Origin of the sequence: Microcystis sp. M44BS1, assembly GCF_020244875.1 — a bacterium.
Lineage (GTDB): Bacteria > Cyanobacteriota > Cyanobacteriia > Cyanobacteriales > Microcystaceae > Microcystis > Microcystis panniformis.
Genome location: NZ_JADBVM010000030.1, coordinates 1 through 19,176 on the forward strand (window position 1 = coordinate 1; position 19,176 = coordinate 19,176).

The 19,176-nt window shown below is 41.2% G+C and carries 17 protein-coding genes; 9 read left to right on the forward strand and 8 right to left on the reverse strand.

Annotated features, from left to right (window positions below; all coding sequences use genetic code 11):
- The first annotated feature begins 57 nt into the window (after positions 1 to 57).
- The 3 genes from IM515_RS01550 to IM515_RS01560 all read left to right on the forward strand — a co-directional run bounded on the left by IM515_RS01550 (position 58) and on the right by IM515_RS01560 (position 3,188).
- Positions 58 to 876 (forward strand): Rpn family recombination-promoting nuclease/putative transposase, encoded by an 819-nt coding sequence (locus tag IM515_RS01550; RefSeq protein WP_287697835.1) that lies wholly within the window; start codon positions 58 to 60, stop codon positions 874 to 876.
- 752 nt (positions 877 to 1,628) lie between these two features.
- Positions 1,629 to 1,811, forward strand: coding sequence for a DUF4164 family protein (locus IM515_RS01555; RefSeq protein ID WP_287628498.1), 183 nt, complete (start codon positions 1,629 to 1,631; stop codon positions 1,809 to 1,811).
- A gap of 24 nt (positions 1,812 to 1,835) precedes the next feature.
- Entirely contained in the window at positions 1,836 to 3,188 is a 1,353-nt protein-coding gene (locus IM515_RS01560; protein WP_287628497.1) for a TIGR03279 family radical SAM protein, read from the forward strand.
- Between the two features lie 150 nt (positions 3,189 to 3,338).
- Here the strand turns inward: IM515_RS01560 and IM515_RS01565 are convergent, their stop codons facing one another.
- Positions 3,339 to 4,133, reverse strand: a complete 795-nt coding sequence (locus tag IM515_RS01565; RefSeq protein ID WP_002769219.1) for an MlaE family lipid ABC transporter permease subunit — start codon at positions 4,131 to 4,133, stop codon at positions 3,339 to 3,341.
- On the reverse strand, positions 4,117 to 4,251 hold the full coding sequence (locus tag IM515_RS01570) for a hypothetical protein (RefSeq protein WP_260441865.1): 135 nt from the start codon (positions 4,249 to 4,251) through the stop codon (positions 4,117 to 4,119). Before IM515_RS01570 ends, IM515_RS01565 begins: the two co-directional genes overlap by 17 nt.
- 102 nt (positions 4,252 to 4,353) lie before the next feature.
- On the opposite strand from IM515_RS01570, the gene IM515_RS01575 reads away from it, so the two are divergent.
- A complete protein-coding gene (locus IM515_RS01575) occupies positions 4,354 to 5,538 on the forward strand; it encodes a class I SAM-dependent rRNA methyltransferase (RefSeq protein WP_287628495.1) in 1,185 nt (394 codons plus the stop codon).
- Here IM515_RS01575 and IM515_RS01580 read toward each other — a convergent pair.
- On the reverse strand, positions 5,505 to 5,915 hold the full coding sequence (locus IM515_RS01580) for a VOC family protein (RefSeq protein ID WP_287628494.1): 411 nt from the start codon (positions 5,913 to 5,915) through the stop codon (positions 5,505 to 5,507). The genes IM515_RS01575 and IM515_RS01580 overlap by 34 nt on opposite strands.
- Positions 5,916 to 6,545: 630 nt before the next feature.
- Here IM515_RS01580 and IM515_RS01585 point away from each other — a divergent pair.
- Positions 6,546 to 7,355, forward strand: coding sequence for an SDR family NAD(P)-dependent oxidoreductase (locus IM515_RS01585; RefSeq protein WP_004163364.1), 810 nt, complete (start codon positions 6,546 to 6,548; stop codon positions 7,353 to 7,355).
- A gap of 61 nt (positions 7,356 to 7,416) precedes the next feature.
- Here the strand turns inward: IM515_RS01585 and IM515_RS01590 are convergent, their stop codons facing one another.
- Positions 7,417 to 8,283, reverse strand: coding sequence for a 6-pyruvoyl trahydropterin synthase family protein (locus IM515_RS01590; protein WP_287628500.1), 867 nt, complete (start codon positions 8,281 to 8,283; stop codon positions 7,417 to 7,419).
- Positions 8,284 to 8,663: 380 nt separating this feature from the next.
- The gene (locus tag IM515_RS01595; RefSeq protein WP_002769227.1) at positions 8,664 to 9,209 is read right to left on the reverse strand and encodes a helix-turn-helix domain-containing protein; all 546 of its coding nucleotides are present in this window, start codon (positions 9,207 to 9,209) and stop codon (positions 8,664 to 8,666) included.
- A gap of 265 nt (positions 9,210 to 9,474) precedes the next feature.
- On the opposite strand from IM515_RS01595, the gene IM515_RS01600 reads away from it, so the two are divergent.
- Positions 9,475 to 10,281 carry a hypothetical protein gene (locus IM515_RS01600; protein ID WP_287628493.1) on the forward strand — a complete coding sequence of 269 codons (807 nt, stop codon included), beginning with the start codon at positions 9,475 to 9,477 and terminating at the stop codon, positions 10,279 to 10,281.
- Positions 10,282 to 10,507: 226 nt separating this feature from the next.
- Here IM515_RS01600 and IM515_RS01605 read toward each other — a convergent pair whose 3' ends face one another.
- From IM515_RS01605 to IM515_RS01615, 3 genes are read right to left on the reverse strand one after another with little or no spacing between them, the layout of a single operon-like run.
- The gene (locus tag IM515_RS01605) at positions 10,508 to 10,753 is read right to left on the reverse strand and encodes a type II toxin-antitoxin system HicB family antitoxin (RefSeq protein WP_287628492.1); all 246 of its coding nucleotides are present in this window, start codon (positions 10,751 to 10,753) and stop codon (positions 10,508 to 10,510) included.
- The gene (locus IM515_RS01610) at positions 10,740 to 11,015 is read right to left on the reverse strand and encodes a type II toxin-antitoxin system HicA family toxin (RefSeq protein ID WP_002769233.1); all 276 of its coding nucleotides are present in this window, start codon (positions 11,013 to 11,015) and stop codon (positions 10,740 to 10,742) included. Before IM515_RS01610 ends, IM515_RS01605 begins: the two co-directional genes overlap by 14 nt.
- 20 nt (positions 11,016 to 11,035) lie before the next feature.
- On the reverse strand, positions 11,036 to 15,022 hold the full coding sequence (locus IM515_RS01615) for a magnesium chelatase subunit H (RefSeq protein ID WP_287628490.1): 3,987 nt from the start codon (positions 15,020 to 15,022) through the stop codon (positions 11,036 to 11,038).
- A gap of 709 nt (positions 15,023 to 15,731) precedes the next feature.
- Here IM515_RS01615 and IM515_RS01620 point away from each other — a divergent pair.
- From IM515_RS01620 to IM515_RS01630, 3 genes are read left to right on the forward strand one after another with little or no spacing between them, the layout of a single operon-like run.
- Positions 15,732 to 16,163: a HEPN domain-containing protein gene (locus IM515_RS01620; RefSeq protein WP_287628489.1), complete on the forward strand. Its 432-nt coding sequence runs from the start codon at positions 15,732 to 15,734 to the stop codon at positions 16,161 to 16,163.
- Positions 16,164 to 16,170: 7 nt separating this feature from the next.
- On the forward strand, positions 16,171 to 17,547 hold the full coding sequence (locus IM515_RS01625; protein ID WP_287628488.1) for a KGGVGR-motif variant AAA ATPase: 1,377 nt from the start codon (positions 16,171 to 16,173) through the stop codon (positions 17,545 to 17,547).
- 5 nt (positions 17,548 to 17,552) lie between these two features.
- Positions 17,553 to 19,046 carry a P-loop ATPase, Sll1717 family gene (locus IM515_RS01630; RefSeq protein WP_272080588.1) on the forward strand — a complete coding sequence of 498 codons (1,494 nt, stop codon included), beginning with the start codon at positions 17,553 to 17,555 and terminating at the stop codon, positions 19,044 to 19,046.
- The last annotated feature ends 130 nt before the right edge of the window (positions 19,047 to 19,176 follow it).

The following is a 19,176-nucleotide window of genomic DNA, read 5'->3' on the forward strand; positions in this document are numbered from 1 at the left end:
GAAGAACACAATAAAAAACTGCTGCTAAACTAGAGGCCTCTTTTTGAGTTTAATTGCGTGAAAACTGACAGTATTTTCTATCAACTCTTACAAAGATTTCCCGCTTGTTTCTTTGATTTGTTGAACCTTCCCCCCGAAATCGCCAATTCTTATCAATTCTCCTCGGTGGAAGTTAAACAATTGTCCTTTCGTCTCGATGGAGTCTTTTTGCCTGATACACCCAATCAGCCTATTTATTTCCTAGAAGTACAATTTCAGAAAGATAATAGGTTTTATTCCCGTTTCTTCAGTGAAATCTTCCTCTATCTCCACCAAACGGACTTAAGCAACAATTGGCAGGGAGTAGTTATTTATCCTCGGCGTTCAGTGGAAAGCGTAGAGACTGCTCGTTATGGGGAGTTAATCAACTCAGGCAGGATTTTACGTTTTTATCTCGAGGAATTAAGGGAAGGGGAATCCCTGGGAATATCGATGTTACAGTTAATTATAGCACCCACCGCAAGAGCGATCGAGCAGGGAAAACAATTAATTCCACGGATTAGAGAAGAATTACCTAAGGTCAAACAACAGCAAGAACTTTTAGAATTGATAGAGACAATCTTGGTTTATAAGTTACCCCAAGTCAGTAGAAAGGAGATAGAAGCGATGTTTAGTTTAAGCGATTTAAAACAAACTAAAGTGTATCAGGAAGCTTTAGAGGAAGGTAGAGAGGAAGGTAGAGAGGAAGGTAGAGAGGAAGGCCGACAAGAAGGCGAATTAGCGGCAAAATTAGCCTCTATTCCTCGTTTATTGGCATTAGGATTAAACTTTGAACAGATAGCACAAGCTTTAGAATTAGAGATCGAACAGGTTAGACAAGCAACTCAAGGGGAATAGGAAAGGTTCAAAGCGATCGCACTAAGGTTAGATAGCGTATCATGCTAAACGACTTTTGTGCTATAGCAGAGAGACTAGCTGTGTCATCATTAGACATCTCCGAAAACGCAGGGACAATTCATGAATTTTACTCCAAAAATGTAGGGACAATTCATGAATTGTCCCTACCAACGGTTTCAGATTACGCATATTTAATTTTCGGAAATATCTATTCTCTATCATCATTTCTTAAAACAATTATCCCATTTTTGTATATATCCGTAAATCCGCCAGTTGCTATACACGGACTACCGACTTGCCATTGATTATTAATTGGCATTACTTGTTTAAATATTGTCATAGATACAGTGAGAGTATTAACTGGACTAGCTATTACTGCTTACTGCATGGCAACCAACAAAAATGTGGACAAAGCTTTAATCATATACAACTTCAAAACTAATACAAATATTCCACAACGCCTTATTGTATTTTTACTGAAATTTTTTATAACATTTTTAAATTATGTACGTTATAACTATTAAGATTATTAAACCAATCTTAGTATTTGAGTATTAATTACTTTTTTGTTGGTGTTATAATATTTTTAACTTTATTTAAATAAAAGTCATGCAAAAATACAAATTATCCCAAGAAAAGGTAGTTTCAATTAATCTTAACCACTAATAAGGATTGAAACTTGCAGGCAAAAATCAGCGATACTGATATTGAGATCACGATGGTGAATCCAGAAGAGATAAAGGAGAGAGAAAATGGCTAACGAAACCGTCACTTATTCCCTAGAAGCAGTTCTGACAAGGATTGAGGGGAAAATCGACTCTCTGGAAAAACGGATCGATGAGAGATTTGATCAGGTAGATAAGAGATTTGATAAGATAGAAGAACGGTTGACAAAAGTGAGATGTAGCCAAAGACTCTCTGGGAAATGCAGTTAAATAATTGGATGGCGACCTAAAAATATGAGTGAATTAACTATTCGTCCAGCTAAAATTACTGGTGTCATCCCAGATTCGATCGCCGCCGAGGTGGGTTTTGAAATCGGGGATGCGCTCGTCTCTATCAATGGTAATCGTCCCCGGGACTTAATCGATTATCAATTTTTATGTGCCGATGAATTTTTAACCCTAGAAGTGCTTGATAGTCAGGGCAAAACTCATCAAGTAAAAATCGAAAAAGATTATCATGAAGACTTAGGTTTAGAGTTTGAAAATGCCCTTTTTGATGGCTTAATTCAGTGTAATAATAAATGTCCTTTTTGCTTTATAGATCAACAACCAGAGGGCAAAAGAGAAACTTTATACTATAAAGATGATGACTATCGCTTAAGTTTTCTCTATGGCAGTTATTTAACCTTAACTAATCTCACCTCAAAAGAATGGCAGCGGATCGAAAAGATGCGAATCTCACCGCTTTTTGTGTCCGTCCATGCCACGGAACCCGATCTGAGAGTTCGTCTCTTAAAAAATCCCCGCGCTGGTCAAATTTTAGACCATTTAAAATGGCTACAAGCCAGACAATTACAAATTCATGCCCAAGTGGTAGTTTGTCCCAATATTAATGATGGCATTCATCTCGAAAGAACCCTGTTAGATCTGGTTTCTTTTCATCGGGGGGATATTCCCTGTGTGGAGTCGGTTGCCGTAGTTCCCGTGGGATTAACCCGCTTTCGTCCCCAAGAAGATGAATTAATTCCCGTTAGCCAAGAAAAAGCGCGAGAAGTGATTGAACAAGTCCAAACTTTACAGAAACAATTTCGTCAAGAATTTGGCAGTAATGTGGTGTGGTTAGCCGATGAATGGTTTTTAATTGCCCGAGTCGATTTACCCCCTCAATCTCACTACGAAGACTATCCCCAAATCGGTAACGGAGTTGGCTCGATTCGTCAATTTATTAGGGATTTCCAGAAGACAGCCAAGAAGTTATTACCTGCTCAAATTACTCCATCTAGACGGTTAATATGGGTAGTGGGAAATGCGGTAGAACAAGCCTTTCAACCCCTAGTTAAACAGTTAAATAAGGTGCGGGGTTTAACCGTGGAATTAGTGACTTTAAATAGTGATTATTGGGGGCAGGAAATCACGGTTACGGGTTTATTAACCGGGCAAGATCTTCTCAAAGGATTACAAGGTAAAAATCTTGGGGATGGGGTTTTATTACCCTCCCTCATGCTCAAGCATGGGGAAGCGGTATTTTTAGATGATCTCACCCTAGAAACTGTTATTAATCAGTTAGGAGTCCCTATTTATCCAGTTCTGGGAGTGGAGGAATTAATTAAAACTTGTCTTACTCTCAATCCCTTCAACAAATCCTAATCTTGAGAATAGATAATTATCAGTAATCGGTGATCAGATTTGAGTTTTTAGTGAGCGGTATTAGGTATTAGATATTAGGTATTAAGTAGAAAATTGCCGTTTTCTTGGCACTGATAACTGATAACTGATTACTGATAACTGATAACTGTCTTAGCCGATTTCCACATTACCTGTCCCTTGAAACATCAGCCAAGAGAGGAAAAAATTAGCCACAAAAATCGCTAATAAAGAAGTTACCACAGCCGTGGTAGTAGATTGACCAACTCCTTTAGCACCGCCGGTGGTGGTTAAACCCCAACTGCAGCCGATAATAGCAATTAAAATCCCAAAAATAAGGGACTTGAACATAGAACTAATTAAATCCCATGTTTCCAGAAAATTTTGGGCTGATTGTAAGAATAGGGAATAGGAAATACCGTAAAGACTATCAGAAATCAATAAACCACCGAGTAATCCCGTGACTAAAGAGATAATAGTGAGCAGGGGTAACATTAAACTACAGGCAATCACCCGGGGAATGACCAAATAATCGATCGGATCGGTTTTTAAAATATATAAAGCGTCAATTTGTTCTGTTACTCGCATTGTACCAATTTCGGCGGCAAAAGCCGAGCCAACTCTCCCCGCCACCACCACCGCGGTTAAAACTGGGGCTAATTCCCTGGTTAAAGCCAAGGAAAGGACTCCCCCAACAAAACTACCCGCCCCAAAAAAAATAAATTCTCTGGCTACCTGAATAGTGAAAACCATACCCACAAAAGCAGCAGTAATTAGGGCAATTGTCAAGGATTCTGGCCCAACAATACTCATTTGTTCCAGAGTATTACGCCGGTGGATTTTGCCATTAAGAATATGTAAAAAAGTTTGTCCCGCTAATAAACCGGCAGCCCCCAAACGTTGGAACCATAAACTTAAACCACCGGCAGCATCACTTTTTCTTGGCATTTGTCGAGGGAATATCGCTAAAATCTAACTTATTATAGGCGAGAATTCCCTCTGATACTAAATCCGTTGAGTAACGCACAGAAAACGGGTTTCTCCGAGAAACCCGTTTTCTACTCATGTGCCACTCCCTCGAGGGATAAGAAACTATGGTTTTGCGCTGCTGGCAGGGGATAATAGAATTGTCTAGTAGCCGTCAGCTATCAACCCTGATTCTTTATCCATGCCAGATTTAGCGAAAATTATCCTGAGAAACCATAAAATTGATGCTGTTAAACGATTCCATCCTTGGATATTTTCCGGGGCGATTAAAGAGATGGAGGGAGAAGTCAAAGAGGGTGCTATCGTGGAGGTTTATAGCGATCGAGGCGAATATCTAGCCACTGGACTGTATAATCCTAGCAATATTGCCGTTAAAATTCTTTCTTTCCCAAAAGTCAGCGATATTGCTCAATTATTTCTCGAAAAATTCCAGAATGCCTATCAGCTGCGGCAACAAATCGGTTTAGTGGATAACCCGAAAACTAACTGTTATCGTTTAATTAACGCTGAAGGGGACGGTTTACCCAGTTTAATCGTCGATTGGTACAATGGCACGGCGGTTATTCAAGCTTATTCCCTAGCTTTATACCAACGTCTCGATCTGATTGTCGATTGCCTGAAAACTATCTACGCTGACAATTTACGGGCAGTTTACGATAAAAGTGCCGCAGTTTTGGCGAAAAGCGCCCATATCTCCGAGAATAAATACTTATTTGGTCAAAAAACCGGCGATGAGGTGTTAGAATCCGGCCATCGCTTTATTATTGATTGGGAAAAAGGACAAAAAACGGGATTTTTCCTCGATCAAAGGGAAAATAGAGCCTTATTATCTCAATATTGCCAGAATAAACGGGTTTTAAACACTTTTTGTTACTCTGGCGGCTTTTCCGTCTATGCTATGCAAGCGGGGGCTGCCCTAGTCGATTCCGTTGATAGTTCCCACGGTGCGATCGATCTTACCGAAAAAAATATCGCCCTGAATAATCTCAGTCAAGTTCCCCATCAATCCTACAGCACCGATGTTTTTAACTTTCTGCGCGACTGTCAGGAGGATTACGATCTGATTGTTCTCGATCCCCCCGCTTTTGCCAAAAGTATCCAATCCCGTCATCAGGCGGTTATGGCTTATAAAAGATTAAATTACCAAGCTTTCCAGAAAATTCGCCCCCACGGTATTATTTTCACCTTTTCCTGTTCCCAAGTGGTTAACGAAGAACATTTTCAGGGGGCTGTCATGGCGGCAGCCATTGAATCGGCTCGCCCAGTGCGAATTTTAGCACGTTTAAGCCAACCAGCCGACCATCCCACCAGTATCTATCACTCGGAAGGTTCCTACCTGAAAGGATTGGTTTTAGCGGTGGATTGATGGAAAATTAAACGATTACCATCGGGATCATAGATGTAGATTTCCGGACCGTGGGAAGCTTGGCTAATTTCTCCCCTAGCACCATAGCCGATTTCGCTCCAATGCTCGATCGCTTTTTCGAGACTCTCCACCTCGAAACAAATGCTCATGCCACTGCCACTAGAATCGCTAAATTCGTCTCTGTGGGACTCTTTAGGGCAAAAAAGACCTAATTTAAGGTTAATCAGCCTAAATTCCGCATAAACGGCGGCAAGGTAGGGGTTTGGTTCCTGTTGCAACAGTTGACGATAAAACTGTACCGAGCGATCGAAATTACTCGTGCCTAGGGCAATAAAAGCCTCTGTGTAATTGAATGGACTATCGGGGGGGTTATTCATTGGGTTTGGCGATTAGGAGAGGGGAGCAAGTCCTGTGGGGGCGAAGCATTCGGGCATAACCTATCGCTGAAACCGTAGATTTCCTATCCGAGATATGCTTCGCCCCTACTTTTTCAGCATACTCTACCTAGGGCTGGCTGAATAAATCTAAAAACCTTGTTGGATAAGGCTTTTAGACTTTTTTCCCCTGAAAAAGTGCTGACCATTGGAGTGAGCGGGGGTAAAATTCCGGGACTTTTTCCCTGAAAATTAGGTAACTGACTACCTCAAAATCGGTAAAACCCCACACCCCACACCCCACACCCTGCCCCCACCAACAAACTTTTTCACCATACCCTACCTATATCTGCAAGTCCCCTGGGGTTTCCGTCGGATCGAGGATCACCCTGAGCGTTCATCCGATCGAGTGATTTTGCGGAAAAGTGTTAAAAAAGATTGCTGTTTGTAAAGACAACTGTTACCGTGGGTTCAAGAGTGCGCTTTGAAGGAGGAAAAACCCCATGCACCCTAACCTATCCATCTATCCCCCGATTGCTTCGCTACTTATGTAGGGCATAGATGCACAAATCAAAGATTTCAGAAGCAAAACCAATAAATTCCCGTACTGTTGCTTAAAACAGGAGTTTGATCATGAAATTACAGGGAAAAACTGCTCTAGTCACGGGGGCATCCCGGGGTATTGGACGAGCGATCGCCTTAGAATTGGCCCGACAAGGTTTAAGCAGAATTGTGATTGTTGCCAGAGATCAAGAGCGATTAGAAAAACTAGCCAAAGAAATTGAGTCCCTAGGGGTCATTGCCACACCTTTAGCCCTAGATTTAACCGAAAATGACCTTGTTAGTCCTTCAATTATCCGCGTTTGGCAAGAATGCCGTGGCATTGATATCCTTGTTAACTGTGCCGGTATTGCCCATCAAACCCCCTTTCTGCGATCGCAATTTTCGCAAGTGCAAGCAGAAATATCTTTAAATCTGATGGCCATGTACACGGTTACTCGCTTAATTGCCCGCCGGATGGCAATTCGGGGACAGGGAACCATCGTCAATGTTTCCAGCATGATGGGTAAAATTGCCGCTCCTAGCTTCGCTACCTACTCGGCCACCAAATTTGCCATTTTGGGTTTTAGTCAAGCTCTCAGGTCGGAATTACGGGAACACAACATCAAAGTTGTCACCCTCTTACCCTCTTTAACCGATACGGATATGGTGCGAGAATTGCAGTTATTTCGATGGTTAAAACCGATGAGCGCCGAAGAAGTCGCCCAAACTCTAATTACTGGGTTAAATAGGGAAAAAACGGAAATTGTCGTCGGTTGGCAAAGTCATCTAGCTCTTTGGTGTCAAAAATTGGCCCCGAAACTGCTCGAGAAAATTGTCGATTTAGCCTCTCCCTTACGCCAAAGCAAAGGAAAGCGAGGATGGCGAGAAGTGTTTAACTAGGGTTTAATTAAATCCCTCAGGGTGAGCATGGCTCACCCTAATCACCTTAACTAATAGGTAATTAAACGGCTGTCAGGGTTTTTTCTAGAAGTTGTCGGGGAGCTTGAACCGAACCACGACAGTGGATTTCCGCAGAATTATTGGGACTTTCAATCAGTTTAACTTTATCTAATTCGGCTCCTAATTGGCGGATCCGTTCCTCTAATAGTTGAGCGATATGTAGGGCAATATTTTCCGCCGTGGGAACCACTTCGGCAAAGTAGGGAATATCCTTATTTAAAAAAGCATGATCGAAGGGTTCCACTACCAATTCATCGATCGCTTTTTGTAAATCCCCTAGATCTACAATCATACCGGTGCGGGGATCAATTTCTCCCGCCACGGATACTTCTAGGTGATAATTATGACCATGACCGTTTACCCTGGCGCATTTGCCGTAGATTTCCGAGTTTTGTTCCAGGGTTAATTGCGGTAAAGCCAAACGATGGGCGGCGCTAAAATGGGTTTTGATAGTTAAAGTTGCTTCCATATCTTTTCCTTGATATTCTGCCCACAATTCGGGGTGTTCAAATAGTTGAATTTTGACCAATGGTAAATAGGGTGTTAATCTTTGCCAGATAACTCTAGCGATATTTTCTGTGGTGGGTAGGGTTTGCTGAAATTCTGGCCAGACTTGATTGAGATAGGAGTAGTCTAATTGACTGGTTATCTCTCGTTTAATTACCTGTTTCACGGTGGAGAGATTTTCCACCATGCCATAAAGATTGAGTTCTTTGTATAGGGAGACGTATAATTCGTAATTGTGACCATGACCGGGAAAACGGCTACCAAGACCAAAACGTCTTTGATTTTCGGCTTCGTCCCATTCTGGTAGATAATAGCGATGGCTGGCTGAAAACCGCGCTCGACGATTGATGATGCAATCCATAAATGTGGGCGATCGATGACTTTGTAAAGTTACGTTAAGAGTAACCCCTTCTAGCATAAACCAGTTTTGTCCCCTCCTGCTTGCAGACCGGGGAAAGTTATCCCTCAATTCCGGCAGAATGCGATCGCTGTGAGTCGAGAGTGAGAAAATTTATCTTTGAGAAGGTAAAGGAATTTCTTTTTTTCCACTAAAATAACTTTCTCTATCCATAACTTTCTAGCTTCTTCAATTCTTCTTTAGGAGCAATCGAGATGGGATACTTTAGTGGGCAAAAAAGTAAATTCGTAGGTCGGGTTGAGGTGACGAAACCCGACAGAAACCCTCAGTTGTTGGGTTTCACTTCGTTCAACCCAACCTACGCAAAAAGAGCTACCTGCGGATTATTTTTGACTATCCCGGATTTTTCTAACTTCTAGAATAGGTAAATCGAGAGCTTCGGCGATTTGTTCCGAGGTTAATCCAAGTTTTACTAACCGCGGGATCGTGTCTCGCTTGGTTTTCTTTTGGATAGAATCGATGAAAACTTTATCATCGGGGATGAGTTCGTTGTTGTTCTCTATATCTCTAAAAGAACCAGAACAAAGATTAAGCTTTTCGATTTTAATATTGCCTACAAATTGAGAGTTTTTAGCAATTATTCTTTCAATAGTCGCACGAAAATTAGATTTATTAATATCTTCTCCTAACGTATCCGAAAGAAGTTGCCAGAGTTTGTAGGCTTCATCTTTGGCGTGACCCGTACTACAGTTATACTCTTTCGCGATGTCCGCGTATTTTTGTCCGTTGAGAACTCCCTTAAGAATTGCGAGTTGTAGGCTATCGATGTGTTTCCCCGTCGAGGAGAATATTAACTCGTCTAGGTAGCCGGCTAGTTCTTGGGGATTCATACCTGTATCACTAATTCCGTGGCAGTCTCTACCAGTCATTATCTGACAAAAACCGTCTTTTGTAAATATTGTTGAGAAAAGTACCGCCTTTATCCGTCTTTTGCTTACTTGCCTCGATGAAATTTTTCGCTCACAATTTAAACTTAGTTGGTTCGGGTCGTTCATTAGTTCGGTACTCGTTGATTACCTCATGGATTACGAGTGATACTTCTGATCCTAAAAAACTTCAATCACAGAATTTTGCGAGTATTTTGTGTCTCGCCAGAACTTTCAGAAAAACCATTCATTCTATTAGGAGTTAATCATGGGTAAAACGCCTAACATCCAAACCGAAGCGCAAAAACTAGCAGACTTCAATAATTATTTACAAAATCTACAATCCGATCTCAACAATAAAGCTCAAAACGTAGACAAAGCTCTTAGCGACATAATTACTAAGTTTTACCAAGACAATAAATATGATGATTCTGTAGATATTGTGTCTACTAAAAATACGGATTTTATGCAGTTAACCGAGTTTAAACTTGACAATCTTCTTAATGTTGCAAAACAAATTGCAACTGTTATTTTCGGTGGTGTTGGAACAAAGCCCCCAGGTACGAAGATAAATGAACAAGGGATAGATGCCGCAAAACAAGGTATTTCAGATTTTGCAGGTGAAGGGGCTAAAGCGGTTAATTTGATGATTAATTATACTGCTGGTAAAGCGACCGATGCAATCACTAGCGTGATCTTAAGTGCCAATACAACTTCCGCTATTGCATATTCATCAGAATTAAAATCTGTACCTCTTGGATATGGACTGCAATTATTTGTTGCGGTTTGCTCTTGCTCTTACCAAAATTCAGCTTTTTTAAATAATGACATTATTTATGAATATCTATACTTCGCTGATGTGAAATTCTCGAAAAAACAAGCTCAAACAGAAGCGGATATAATGTTAGCCAAATTATACCAAGATGAGATTGCATCCTATGTGAAACAAGAAGAATCTCTTCTCGATCAATTAAGTGCAGGAACACTAAACGTAACGGCTTATCAAAGCTCGAAAGCGATATATGATGGTTTAATCGCTGGGGCAAATGAAAGTATCAAAAAACTGTCAAACTAATTATTCATTATTTTGACATTTTTCAATCTCTTCATCTCTATATCCACGCAACAAGCTAGTAAATTCGTAGGTCGGGTTGAGGTCACGAAACCCGACAGAAACCCTCAGAAACCCTCAGTTGTTGGGTTTCACTTCGTTCAACCCAACCTACGCAAAAAGAGCGGTAAATCCGATCAAGAGCGGGGTACAATAATCGAAAGTTTGAAATTTTCTGGTATTTTTTGAGTTATCTTTTAGAAGGCATGGGAATGTCTTTTTTACCACTAAAATAAACCGTCTCTATCCATAACTTTCTAGCTTCTTCAATATTAATAATCACTTCCTCTAAAGTTTCCCCCTGACTCATACATCCGGGTAAATCTGGAATTAACGCGGTGTATCCGCCTTCTTCTTCGGGATAAATTGAAATCGGATATTTAAGAAATAAAAAGTATTCTAGAGGTGGACGTTTCAGTGCTTTATCGGTTGTCATCTTGCCAATTCTCCAAATCTAATACTTTAACAATCTCTCTAAGGTAAGTTCGTTTAACTTTATTTCCTCCCTTCTTCGGAATAATCATCACGTCTCCCGAATCATTTTCAAAAGCGTGGTGGCTACCTCTAGAGCGAATTTCTCTATATCCGAACGCTTCTAAAAGATATTTTACTTCCTCGAAACGAACATCGGGGGGATAGGACAGAAACTTTTCGACTAATTTACTGAGTTTACCCATTGAAATAATTAAGGTGGGCATTGCCCACCTTACTTTAGATTCTACTCGATTCCTTCGATACGGTCCTCCACTTCTTGATAAAGTTCCTGTAAGCGGTCTAAATTCGACTGGGAAGTTTCCCAGTAACCGCGACCATTAACTTCTAGCAGGGTTCCCACCATCTTGCGGAAAGAGTTGGGATTGAGATTCATCAGACGCTGACACATTTCCTCATCTTGAATAAAGGTGGTGTTGACATCTTCATAAACCCAATTATCCACCGCGTCAGCAGTTGCAGACCATCCCATGGTATTAACTAAACGCTTCGATAATTCTCGGACTCCTTCGTAACCGTGACTTAACATTCCCTCATACCATTTGGGATTGAGTAACTTGGTGCGGGTATCCAAGCGCACGGTTTCCGATAAAGTACGCACTTGAGCGTTAGCGGTGGTAGTATCGGCAATATAGGCCGCCGGTTTTTTGCCATCATCGCGTAAACTAGCGACAACTTTAGTGGGATCTGAGTCGAAATAGTGGGAAACATCGGTTAAACTAATCTCGCTAGAATCCAAGTTTTGGAAAGTTGCCTCCGCAGTTTTTAAAGATGCTTCAAACAACTGACGATTATCGGCCATCATCCCCGGATTATCAGAATCGAAAGCAAAACCCTTGCGGTTGAGATACATATTCTGTAACTCTTTTTCGTCTTCCCAACTGCTATTTTCCACCGCGAGATTGATGTTAGAAGAATAGGAACCGGAAGCATTAGAAAAGATGCGGGTGGCTGCCTGTCGAACCGTTAAACCCATTTCTTTTGCTTGTTCAATAGCGTGTTTGCGGACATAATTCACCTCTATCGGTTCGTTTGCTTCCGCGGCCATTTTTACCCCTTGGTCAAGCAAGTTCATCTGATTGATAAATAAATCCCGGAAAACACCAGAACAGTTGACCACCACATCAATGCGCGGTCTTCCTAACTCCTCTAGGGGAATTAACTCCAATTTATTCACCCGTCCCAAAGCATCGGGAACGGGACGAACTCCCACCATCCAGAGAATTTGTGCTAGGGATTCCCCGTATGTTTTGATATTATCCGTTCCCCAAAGAACACAAGCAATAGTTTCCGGATACTTACCACCATTATCCAGCCTTTGCCGTTCTAACAGACGATCCACCACAATTTTAGCCGATTTTACCGCCGCTAGGGTCGGTATAGACTGGGGATCTAAAGCGTGGATATTTTTACCCGTCGGTAAAACTCCGGGGTTACGGATGGGGTCGCCACCCGGTCCAGGAAGAACGTATTCTCCTTCCAATGCTTTTAATAGCGCCCCTAATTCATTATCGGCACAAACCTGTTCTAAACAGAATTCTAGGTATTCAAACAGGGGTTTTAACGCTTCCGGATCAACTTTTGGATAACCCATCGACCGTAAAGTTTCGATCCAAGGCGATTTCTTGCCTATATTCAAGAAATTCAGCTTAGAAAGCATCGATACCCGACCTTCCGCGTCGGTTTGAGACTCGACTAAAGCGGAGACGGCAGCGCGAGTCGCGAGGGTGATGTTTTGCAGTAGTTCCACATCTTCTAACACACCTCGATCGCTATTGCGATAAACTTCCTCTAGATCCCGGCCGATGCTGTTGGCAATAATTCGGGGTAAGGAGAGTAAATCGTCTTCTTCCCGGTCTAAACTGGCAATATTGACCAAAGTTGCCACCGCTTCGAGCGCCGAGGGGGGTTTCCCAATAACGTGAAGTCCGCAGGGAAGTAAGCGCGATTCAATTTCCATCAGTTTACGATAGACGGAACCGACGATATGATCCCGTTCCTCTTGACTGAGATGGGCGGTGTCACCATCAGGTAAACTTATATCTTTGTCAAGATTGACCAATAAACATTTATCGACAATGGTATTGACAATTTGCACCCCACGCCCACTATCTTTCAGGGTTTGGTAGGAACCGATCAACTCGCTTAGTTCTTTTAACCCTTTGTAGAGTCCGGCATTTTCTGCGGGGGGAGTGAGATAGGAGATAGTTTCCGCATAACTACGACGTTTAGCGATCGTCGCTTCGCTGGGGTTATTAGCGGCATAATAGTAGAGGTTGGGAATCATCCCGATGAGGTTATCGGGGTAGCATTCCCCAGACATTCCCATCTGTTTCCCCGGCATAAATTCTAGGGAACCGTGGGTGCCAAAATGGAGAACCGCATCTGCTTTCCAAACTTGATTGAGATAGGTATAGTAGGCTGCAAAACCGTGGTGGGGACTAGCAGAACGAGAAAAGAGCAGACGCATGGGATCCCCTTCATAACCGAAGGTGGGTTGAACCCCAATAAAGACGTTACCGAATTCTTTCCCGTAGATTAAAAGATTTTGTCCATCACTGTTGAGGTGTCCAGGTGGTGGTCCCCAATTTTCCTCTAAACGGACGGAATAGGGGGTTAAGCGTTCGTATTCGGGTACGGACATCCGATAGGCGATATTTAGCTCCGGACTATGGTATTGTGCGGTGGCATCATGGATTACCGCTGCCATCAGTTCTTGGGGAGATGCGGGTAGATCCTGCAAGTCATAACCGTTATTTTGTAACGCTTTCATCACCTCGTAGATGGAACCGAACACATCTAGATAGGCTGCGGTTCCCACATTCCCTTTATCGGGGGGGAAACTAAAGACAGTGATGGCGACTTTTTTATTCAGTTTCGGTTTCTTTCTTAGAGTAGCCCATTTTAGCGCCCGTTGAGCGATCGCTTCTACCCGATCCTGTAAAGCGATCGCTTTACCCGTGGCCCCATCCCGGCCCGATAATATAATAGGTTCGATCGCACCGTCTAATTCCGGAATAGCAATCTGTAGCGCCACTTGAATCGGGTGTAAACCTAAATCGCTTTCTTCCCATTCCTGGGTAGTTTGGAAAACTAGCGGTAACGCGCACATATAGGGACGATTGAGACGTTTTAAGGATTCTATCGCTTTTGGGTGATCTTGTCGCGCTGGACCTCCCACCAAAGCAAATCCTGTCAGGGAAATTACCGTGTCAACGATGGGAACCGCTGCCACTCCTTTTAAGCTTTTATCCCAGAAATATTCTTCTACCGGTTTAGAAAAGTCTAATCCCCCAGCAAAAACAGGAAGGACTCGCGCACCCATAGACTCGAATTCCTGCACGAGAGCGACATAATGAGCGTCATCACCAGTAACGAGGTGAGTTCTCTGTAAAATTAAGCCAACACAGGGAGCCAAGGGGTCTTTTAGGTCATCGGCAATATCACTGCGGTTATTGTACCAAGCGAAGTATTCCTTGACATCCTCGAACATTTTCATGGATAAAGGATGCCAGATACCCAGATCTGGATAAACTACCGGTTCCTTGTAAACTACGCTGTCATCCTTGTTATCAAAGACGTACTTATCGGCCAACATTAACAGGAAGTTCTCTAAATTTTCTGCCGAACCCCCTAGCCAATACTGGAAACTTAACATAAAGTTGCGTGCGTCCTGAGCTTTTTCCATGGGGAGGTATTTCAGGACTTGCGGTAAGGTTCGCAATAACTTTAACATCGCGTCTTGGAAACCAGCGCCGGAGTTTTCCCTGCGCTTTTTCATAAAGTTAGCGATGACACTCTTAGACTGTCCCAATTGGGCCATGGAAAAGCTGCCTAATTTATTTAAGCGCATTACCTGGGGCATGGAGGGAAAGACGATCGCCGCATCTAATTTATCCCGATGGGGACTGACAGCGGCCACAACTTTATCGGCTAAATCTTCGATAAAGATGAGAGAAGCGATGAAAATATTAGCTTTGGCTACATCCTCTTGAAAATTGCGATAATTTTCCCCATCGCGCAGTTCTTCGATTAAATAACCACTAATTTCGATCGCTAGTTTCGGGTTGTTAGCGTTGATTTCCCTGACCGCACTACTCAGCGCACTTTGGTACTGAGGTTCTAGCACGACATAGACCACCTTGACCAGCGATCGACCATTCAACGCGTCAGGAACTATGTGACGAATGGTGGACTTGACGTGAGTGAACATATATGATGGTTCTCCTTATTATTGCTGAGTCTGGTATGAAGTGATTTTCGTCATCAGATGACGATCGCCCTTTGTTTAAGGTATTTAGATATATGTTTCTGTTTTGTATCAGAAAATGTAACCCAAGTGAGTATTTACTCTGGGTTTTGACACAATTCGATAAATATCTTGCCATATTTTGTAACAGATGGTAAAGAGCTTTCGGAGTAAATGCTCAAGGTTTTCTTTACAAAAATTAATATTTAATCTATTGACTTTTAATTACAAAAGTGTTGCAGCTGAGTACCTCGGAGGAGATGTCCCTGTTCAAACATGATCAGGGTTAGGATTCGAGATCATCTCATAGACATCTGCAAGTGCTATAACTCAATCAAGATCAGCTTTTTGTCCTTGTCCTAGACCTCTGGTAAAAATCAAAAATTGTTGTTAGGGTTAGGATTCAGTAGCCAGTAAGCTGTACTGGATTTAAACTGCCTATTGGAAATTTTAGTACAAATGCTCGAACTGGCAACTCCGGCGCTCCAGTGCAGTCTTAAGGAGTAATTTAGATAGTCAACAGCTTAATTATAGTGAGGAAATCAGGCAATAGTTTCAGAAAATTTGGCAAGTTTAGGTTAAAAAATCAAAAATGAAGTAAAGTTCTTAGAGTTTCGTTATGGTGGTAGAATTGGTTTATGGCTAAAAAGTTTTTATTTGATTCGATACATCTATGACCGAGTTATTTGCTAGTGCAGCAGGCCGACATTTGCAAGATGCCAAAATTTTGCTGTCTAAACAACGTTGGGACAATGCCATTTACCTAGCTGGTTATGTAGTAGAATGCGCTTTTAAGCTTTTAGTAGAACAGTATTTTAAAAATGATCAAAAAGCCGCTAAAAAATTCGGACATGATCTCAAGGAATTAGAAGGTAAAGCGAGGGAAAGATTAGGAATTCTCTATCCTCGTTTAGAGCAACAGTTACCAGTTTCTCGCATCCGGGGAACTGTCCTAGGGCAAAATCACCCAGAAAGAAGATATTATCAATCTGGATATTGGACTGAAGATCAGGCTAACTCGGCCGTTGAATGTGCTGAAGAAATTTATCGAGATATTATTCTCAGATTAGTGCTAAACGGTTATATTTCTAGTAAGGATATTTAAGATTCTGATGATTAGTTTTAGTGAAACTTTTGCTAGGGTAAGGGAATGCTTTCAGGATTCCAGTCTTGGTTCTCTTGTAGCCAAACTAAAATCCGTGATTATTATTCGTGATGTTGAGGGAAAAATTCGCTTATTTCTAGAGTTAAAACAGGAAAACAAGATAGAATCAAACGAAGAAAATCATCTATCTACACTCCTGTCTGAAAAACTTGAGTATTACTATGGCCATGATATTTGGTGGCAAAAAGGAGAAGGAGATGCTTATAAAGCCCTGATTGATCTTATCATAGCTGAAAGAGTTCAGACACCTTGGTTCGATGAATCGGCAAGCTTGAAATGGTATATTCTAGAACGTCATCTGGCTAAACAAGCATGGACAGAGAATAAAATTGGGCAGCAATTGCCTTGGGATTTTGAAAAAGTTGCAAAAGGATATAAACCAGCTATTGTCTCCTTTTTTTCCTTCAAAGGAGGAGTTGGTCGCACCACTACTATTGCCGCTACTGCCTTAACTTTAGCGCGGAATGGTCATCGAGTCGCTATAGTTGACCTTGATTTGGAAGCTCCCGGTCTGGCCACAATTTTTTCTGAGGATTTTGCCGATAATTCTGGTGTCATGGACTATTTGCTAGAAAAGAAAGTTCAAAAAGACAAATGGAAACTGAGTTTAAAAGATATTAATGACTCAAATTTGTTAGGAGATGAAGGTGAAATCTTAAAATTGCTACCAGCAGGAAATGTGGATCAAGATTATTTAGAAAAATTGGCTCGTTTAGACTTTCAAAATCTTGTCAATGGTCAACTACAAGGCATTTTAAAACAAATGCTAGAAGAAATAGAAAGGTTAAGCAGACCACTGGATTTTATTCTCATGGATGCAAGAGCAGGTTTTCATGATATTGGTGGTTTAGCTATTACTTATTTTTCCCATGCAGTGGTTATTTTTGGTACGGAATCTCGACAAAGTTGGGCAGGATTAACCCAAGTTATCCAACATTTAGCCCTATCTAACCCTGAGGATCCTTTACCATTAATTTTAGTTCATGCTCTCGCTCCATCTTTAGGAACAGTTGGCCGAGAAAGAGAGTTACGAAATTTTCGACAAAGAGCCTATACAATTTTCCAAGAAAACTATTATACTGAATCTGAAGATGTCCCTAACTCTAATGATACTGATGCACCATTTTTCCCGATAGTTGTCCCCTACGATAATAGTCTGCGGGGAGATATTGCCCTCTTTACTCGTGACTCACGGCACGATACTCCAGAAGAAAAAGAGAGATTAGCAAATCTCGTGAAAGTTATGACCGATTCTCCTTATCAAACTATTGCTGAAAAGCTTTGTCAATTATTTGGACGTGATGTGATTATAAACAATCGGTAAAAATTATGGCTGAATTCGATAAAAAAAAGTTACTGGAATTAATGGGAGCAGTTGCTCCTGGAAAAGCAACTGCTGAACAGGAAAGTGATGATGAAGACGTATTTCTCAAAAATTTCTTACCCGTGGTTGATTATAGAAAAGCTTTGGAGCCAAGCATTTTATTAATTCAAGGTGGTCGGGGTGTGGGTAAAACAGAATTATTTCGTTTACTAGCCATTCCCTCTGGACGAGAAGCTTTAGTTAATAGTTTAAATATTCGAGGTCTTGCTCCTTTAAATCAGACCAGATGGATTGCAGGATTTGGTCGCACTCGCAAAACTGCAAAACGATTTCCGTCACCAGAAATTATAGAAAAAGAAATGCAAAACGCTACTAATCTTGAATGGCGTAGTTTCTGGTTAGGATTGATTTTAGGTGTCATTTTACAGGAACAAGAATCTGATATTGCCAGCATTATAGGTCAAGAATTGGATCCAAATATTACTACTATTCTTAAAAATAGGTTATCGCTTTTATCAGAATGGAGAATTTTAGTTAAAGATAATTTTGAACATCTAAATTATGTTCTTGACAAATTAGACGAACAATTAATTAGTTCTGACCAATGGCTATTTATTACTTATGATGAATTGGATCGGTTATTGACTACTTATAATGCTCTAGCTAATCCGATTAGAGAATTATTAGCTTTTTGGCTCGATCGCTCTCGTCGTTGGGAGAGAATTCGACCAAAAATATTTCTTCGTACCGACCTATTTAGAGAGGAATTTTTGGGATTTCCTGATGCTTCTAAATTACAATCCCATCGGCTAGAATGGCAACGCTCTTGGCTCTATCAACTCTGGATTAAACGGTTAGCTAATTCCGATCAAGAAATGAGAGACTATTTACAGATGATCCCTAATTTAATTTATGAAAGCTCAACCCAACTAGGATGGAATGTTAGTAGTGATGAACGATTATTTGAAGAATTAATCGAAAAAATGATCGGTAAATATATGGGAGCTAGTCCTAAAAAAGGCATTACCTACCGATGGATACCTAATCATCTTCAGGATACTGGGGGTAGAATTGCTCCTCGCTCTTTTCTAAAATTATTCGACCTAGCGGCAGCCAAAAGATTAGAACGTTTTGAACAACTGACCGAGCTATACCTTCTACAACCCCCTGATCTCCAGAGTGCTTTAATGGATACTTCAGAGGATAGAATTAAAGAATTAGCACAGGAAGAATATCCTTGGTTAGAATCTCTAAAAACTAAGTTAGAAGGGTTAAAAACTCCTATGCCGAAAGAAACTTTTTTAGAGGCTGTGCGCTCAACTAAATGGAGTCCTGAAAAAGAAAACAAACCTCCCGTTCAGGAACCTGAAGGGATTGTGCAATATCTAATACAATTGGGTGTGGTGGAAAGTCAGATTGATGATCGAATTAATATACCTGAAATTTATTCATATGGGTTTAAAGTTAAACGTCGCGGTGGGGTTCAACGTCCTCAATAACTTGAGGATATCGACAATAATTTTATGTAGAATAAATAGTAAAATACATGAAACAATAATAACTAACACTAGCAGATTTTAACAGTTGACAACTCTGGTAGTTAATGTGTATTAGTCGGTGATAAACCCT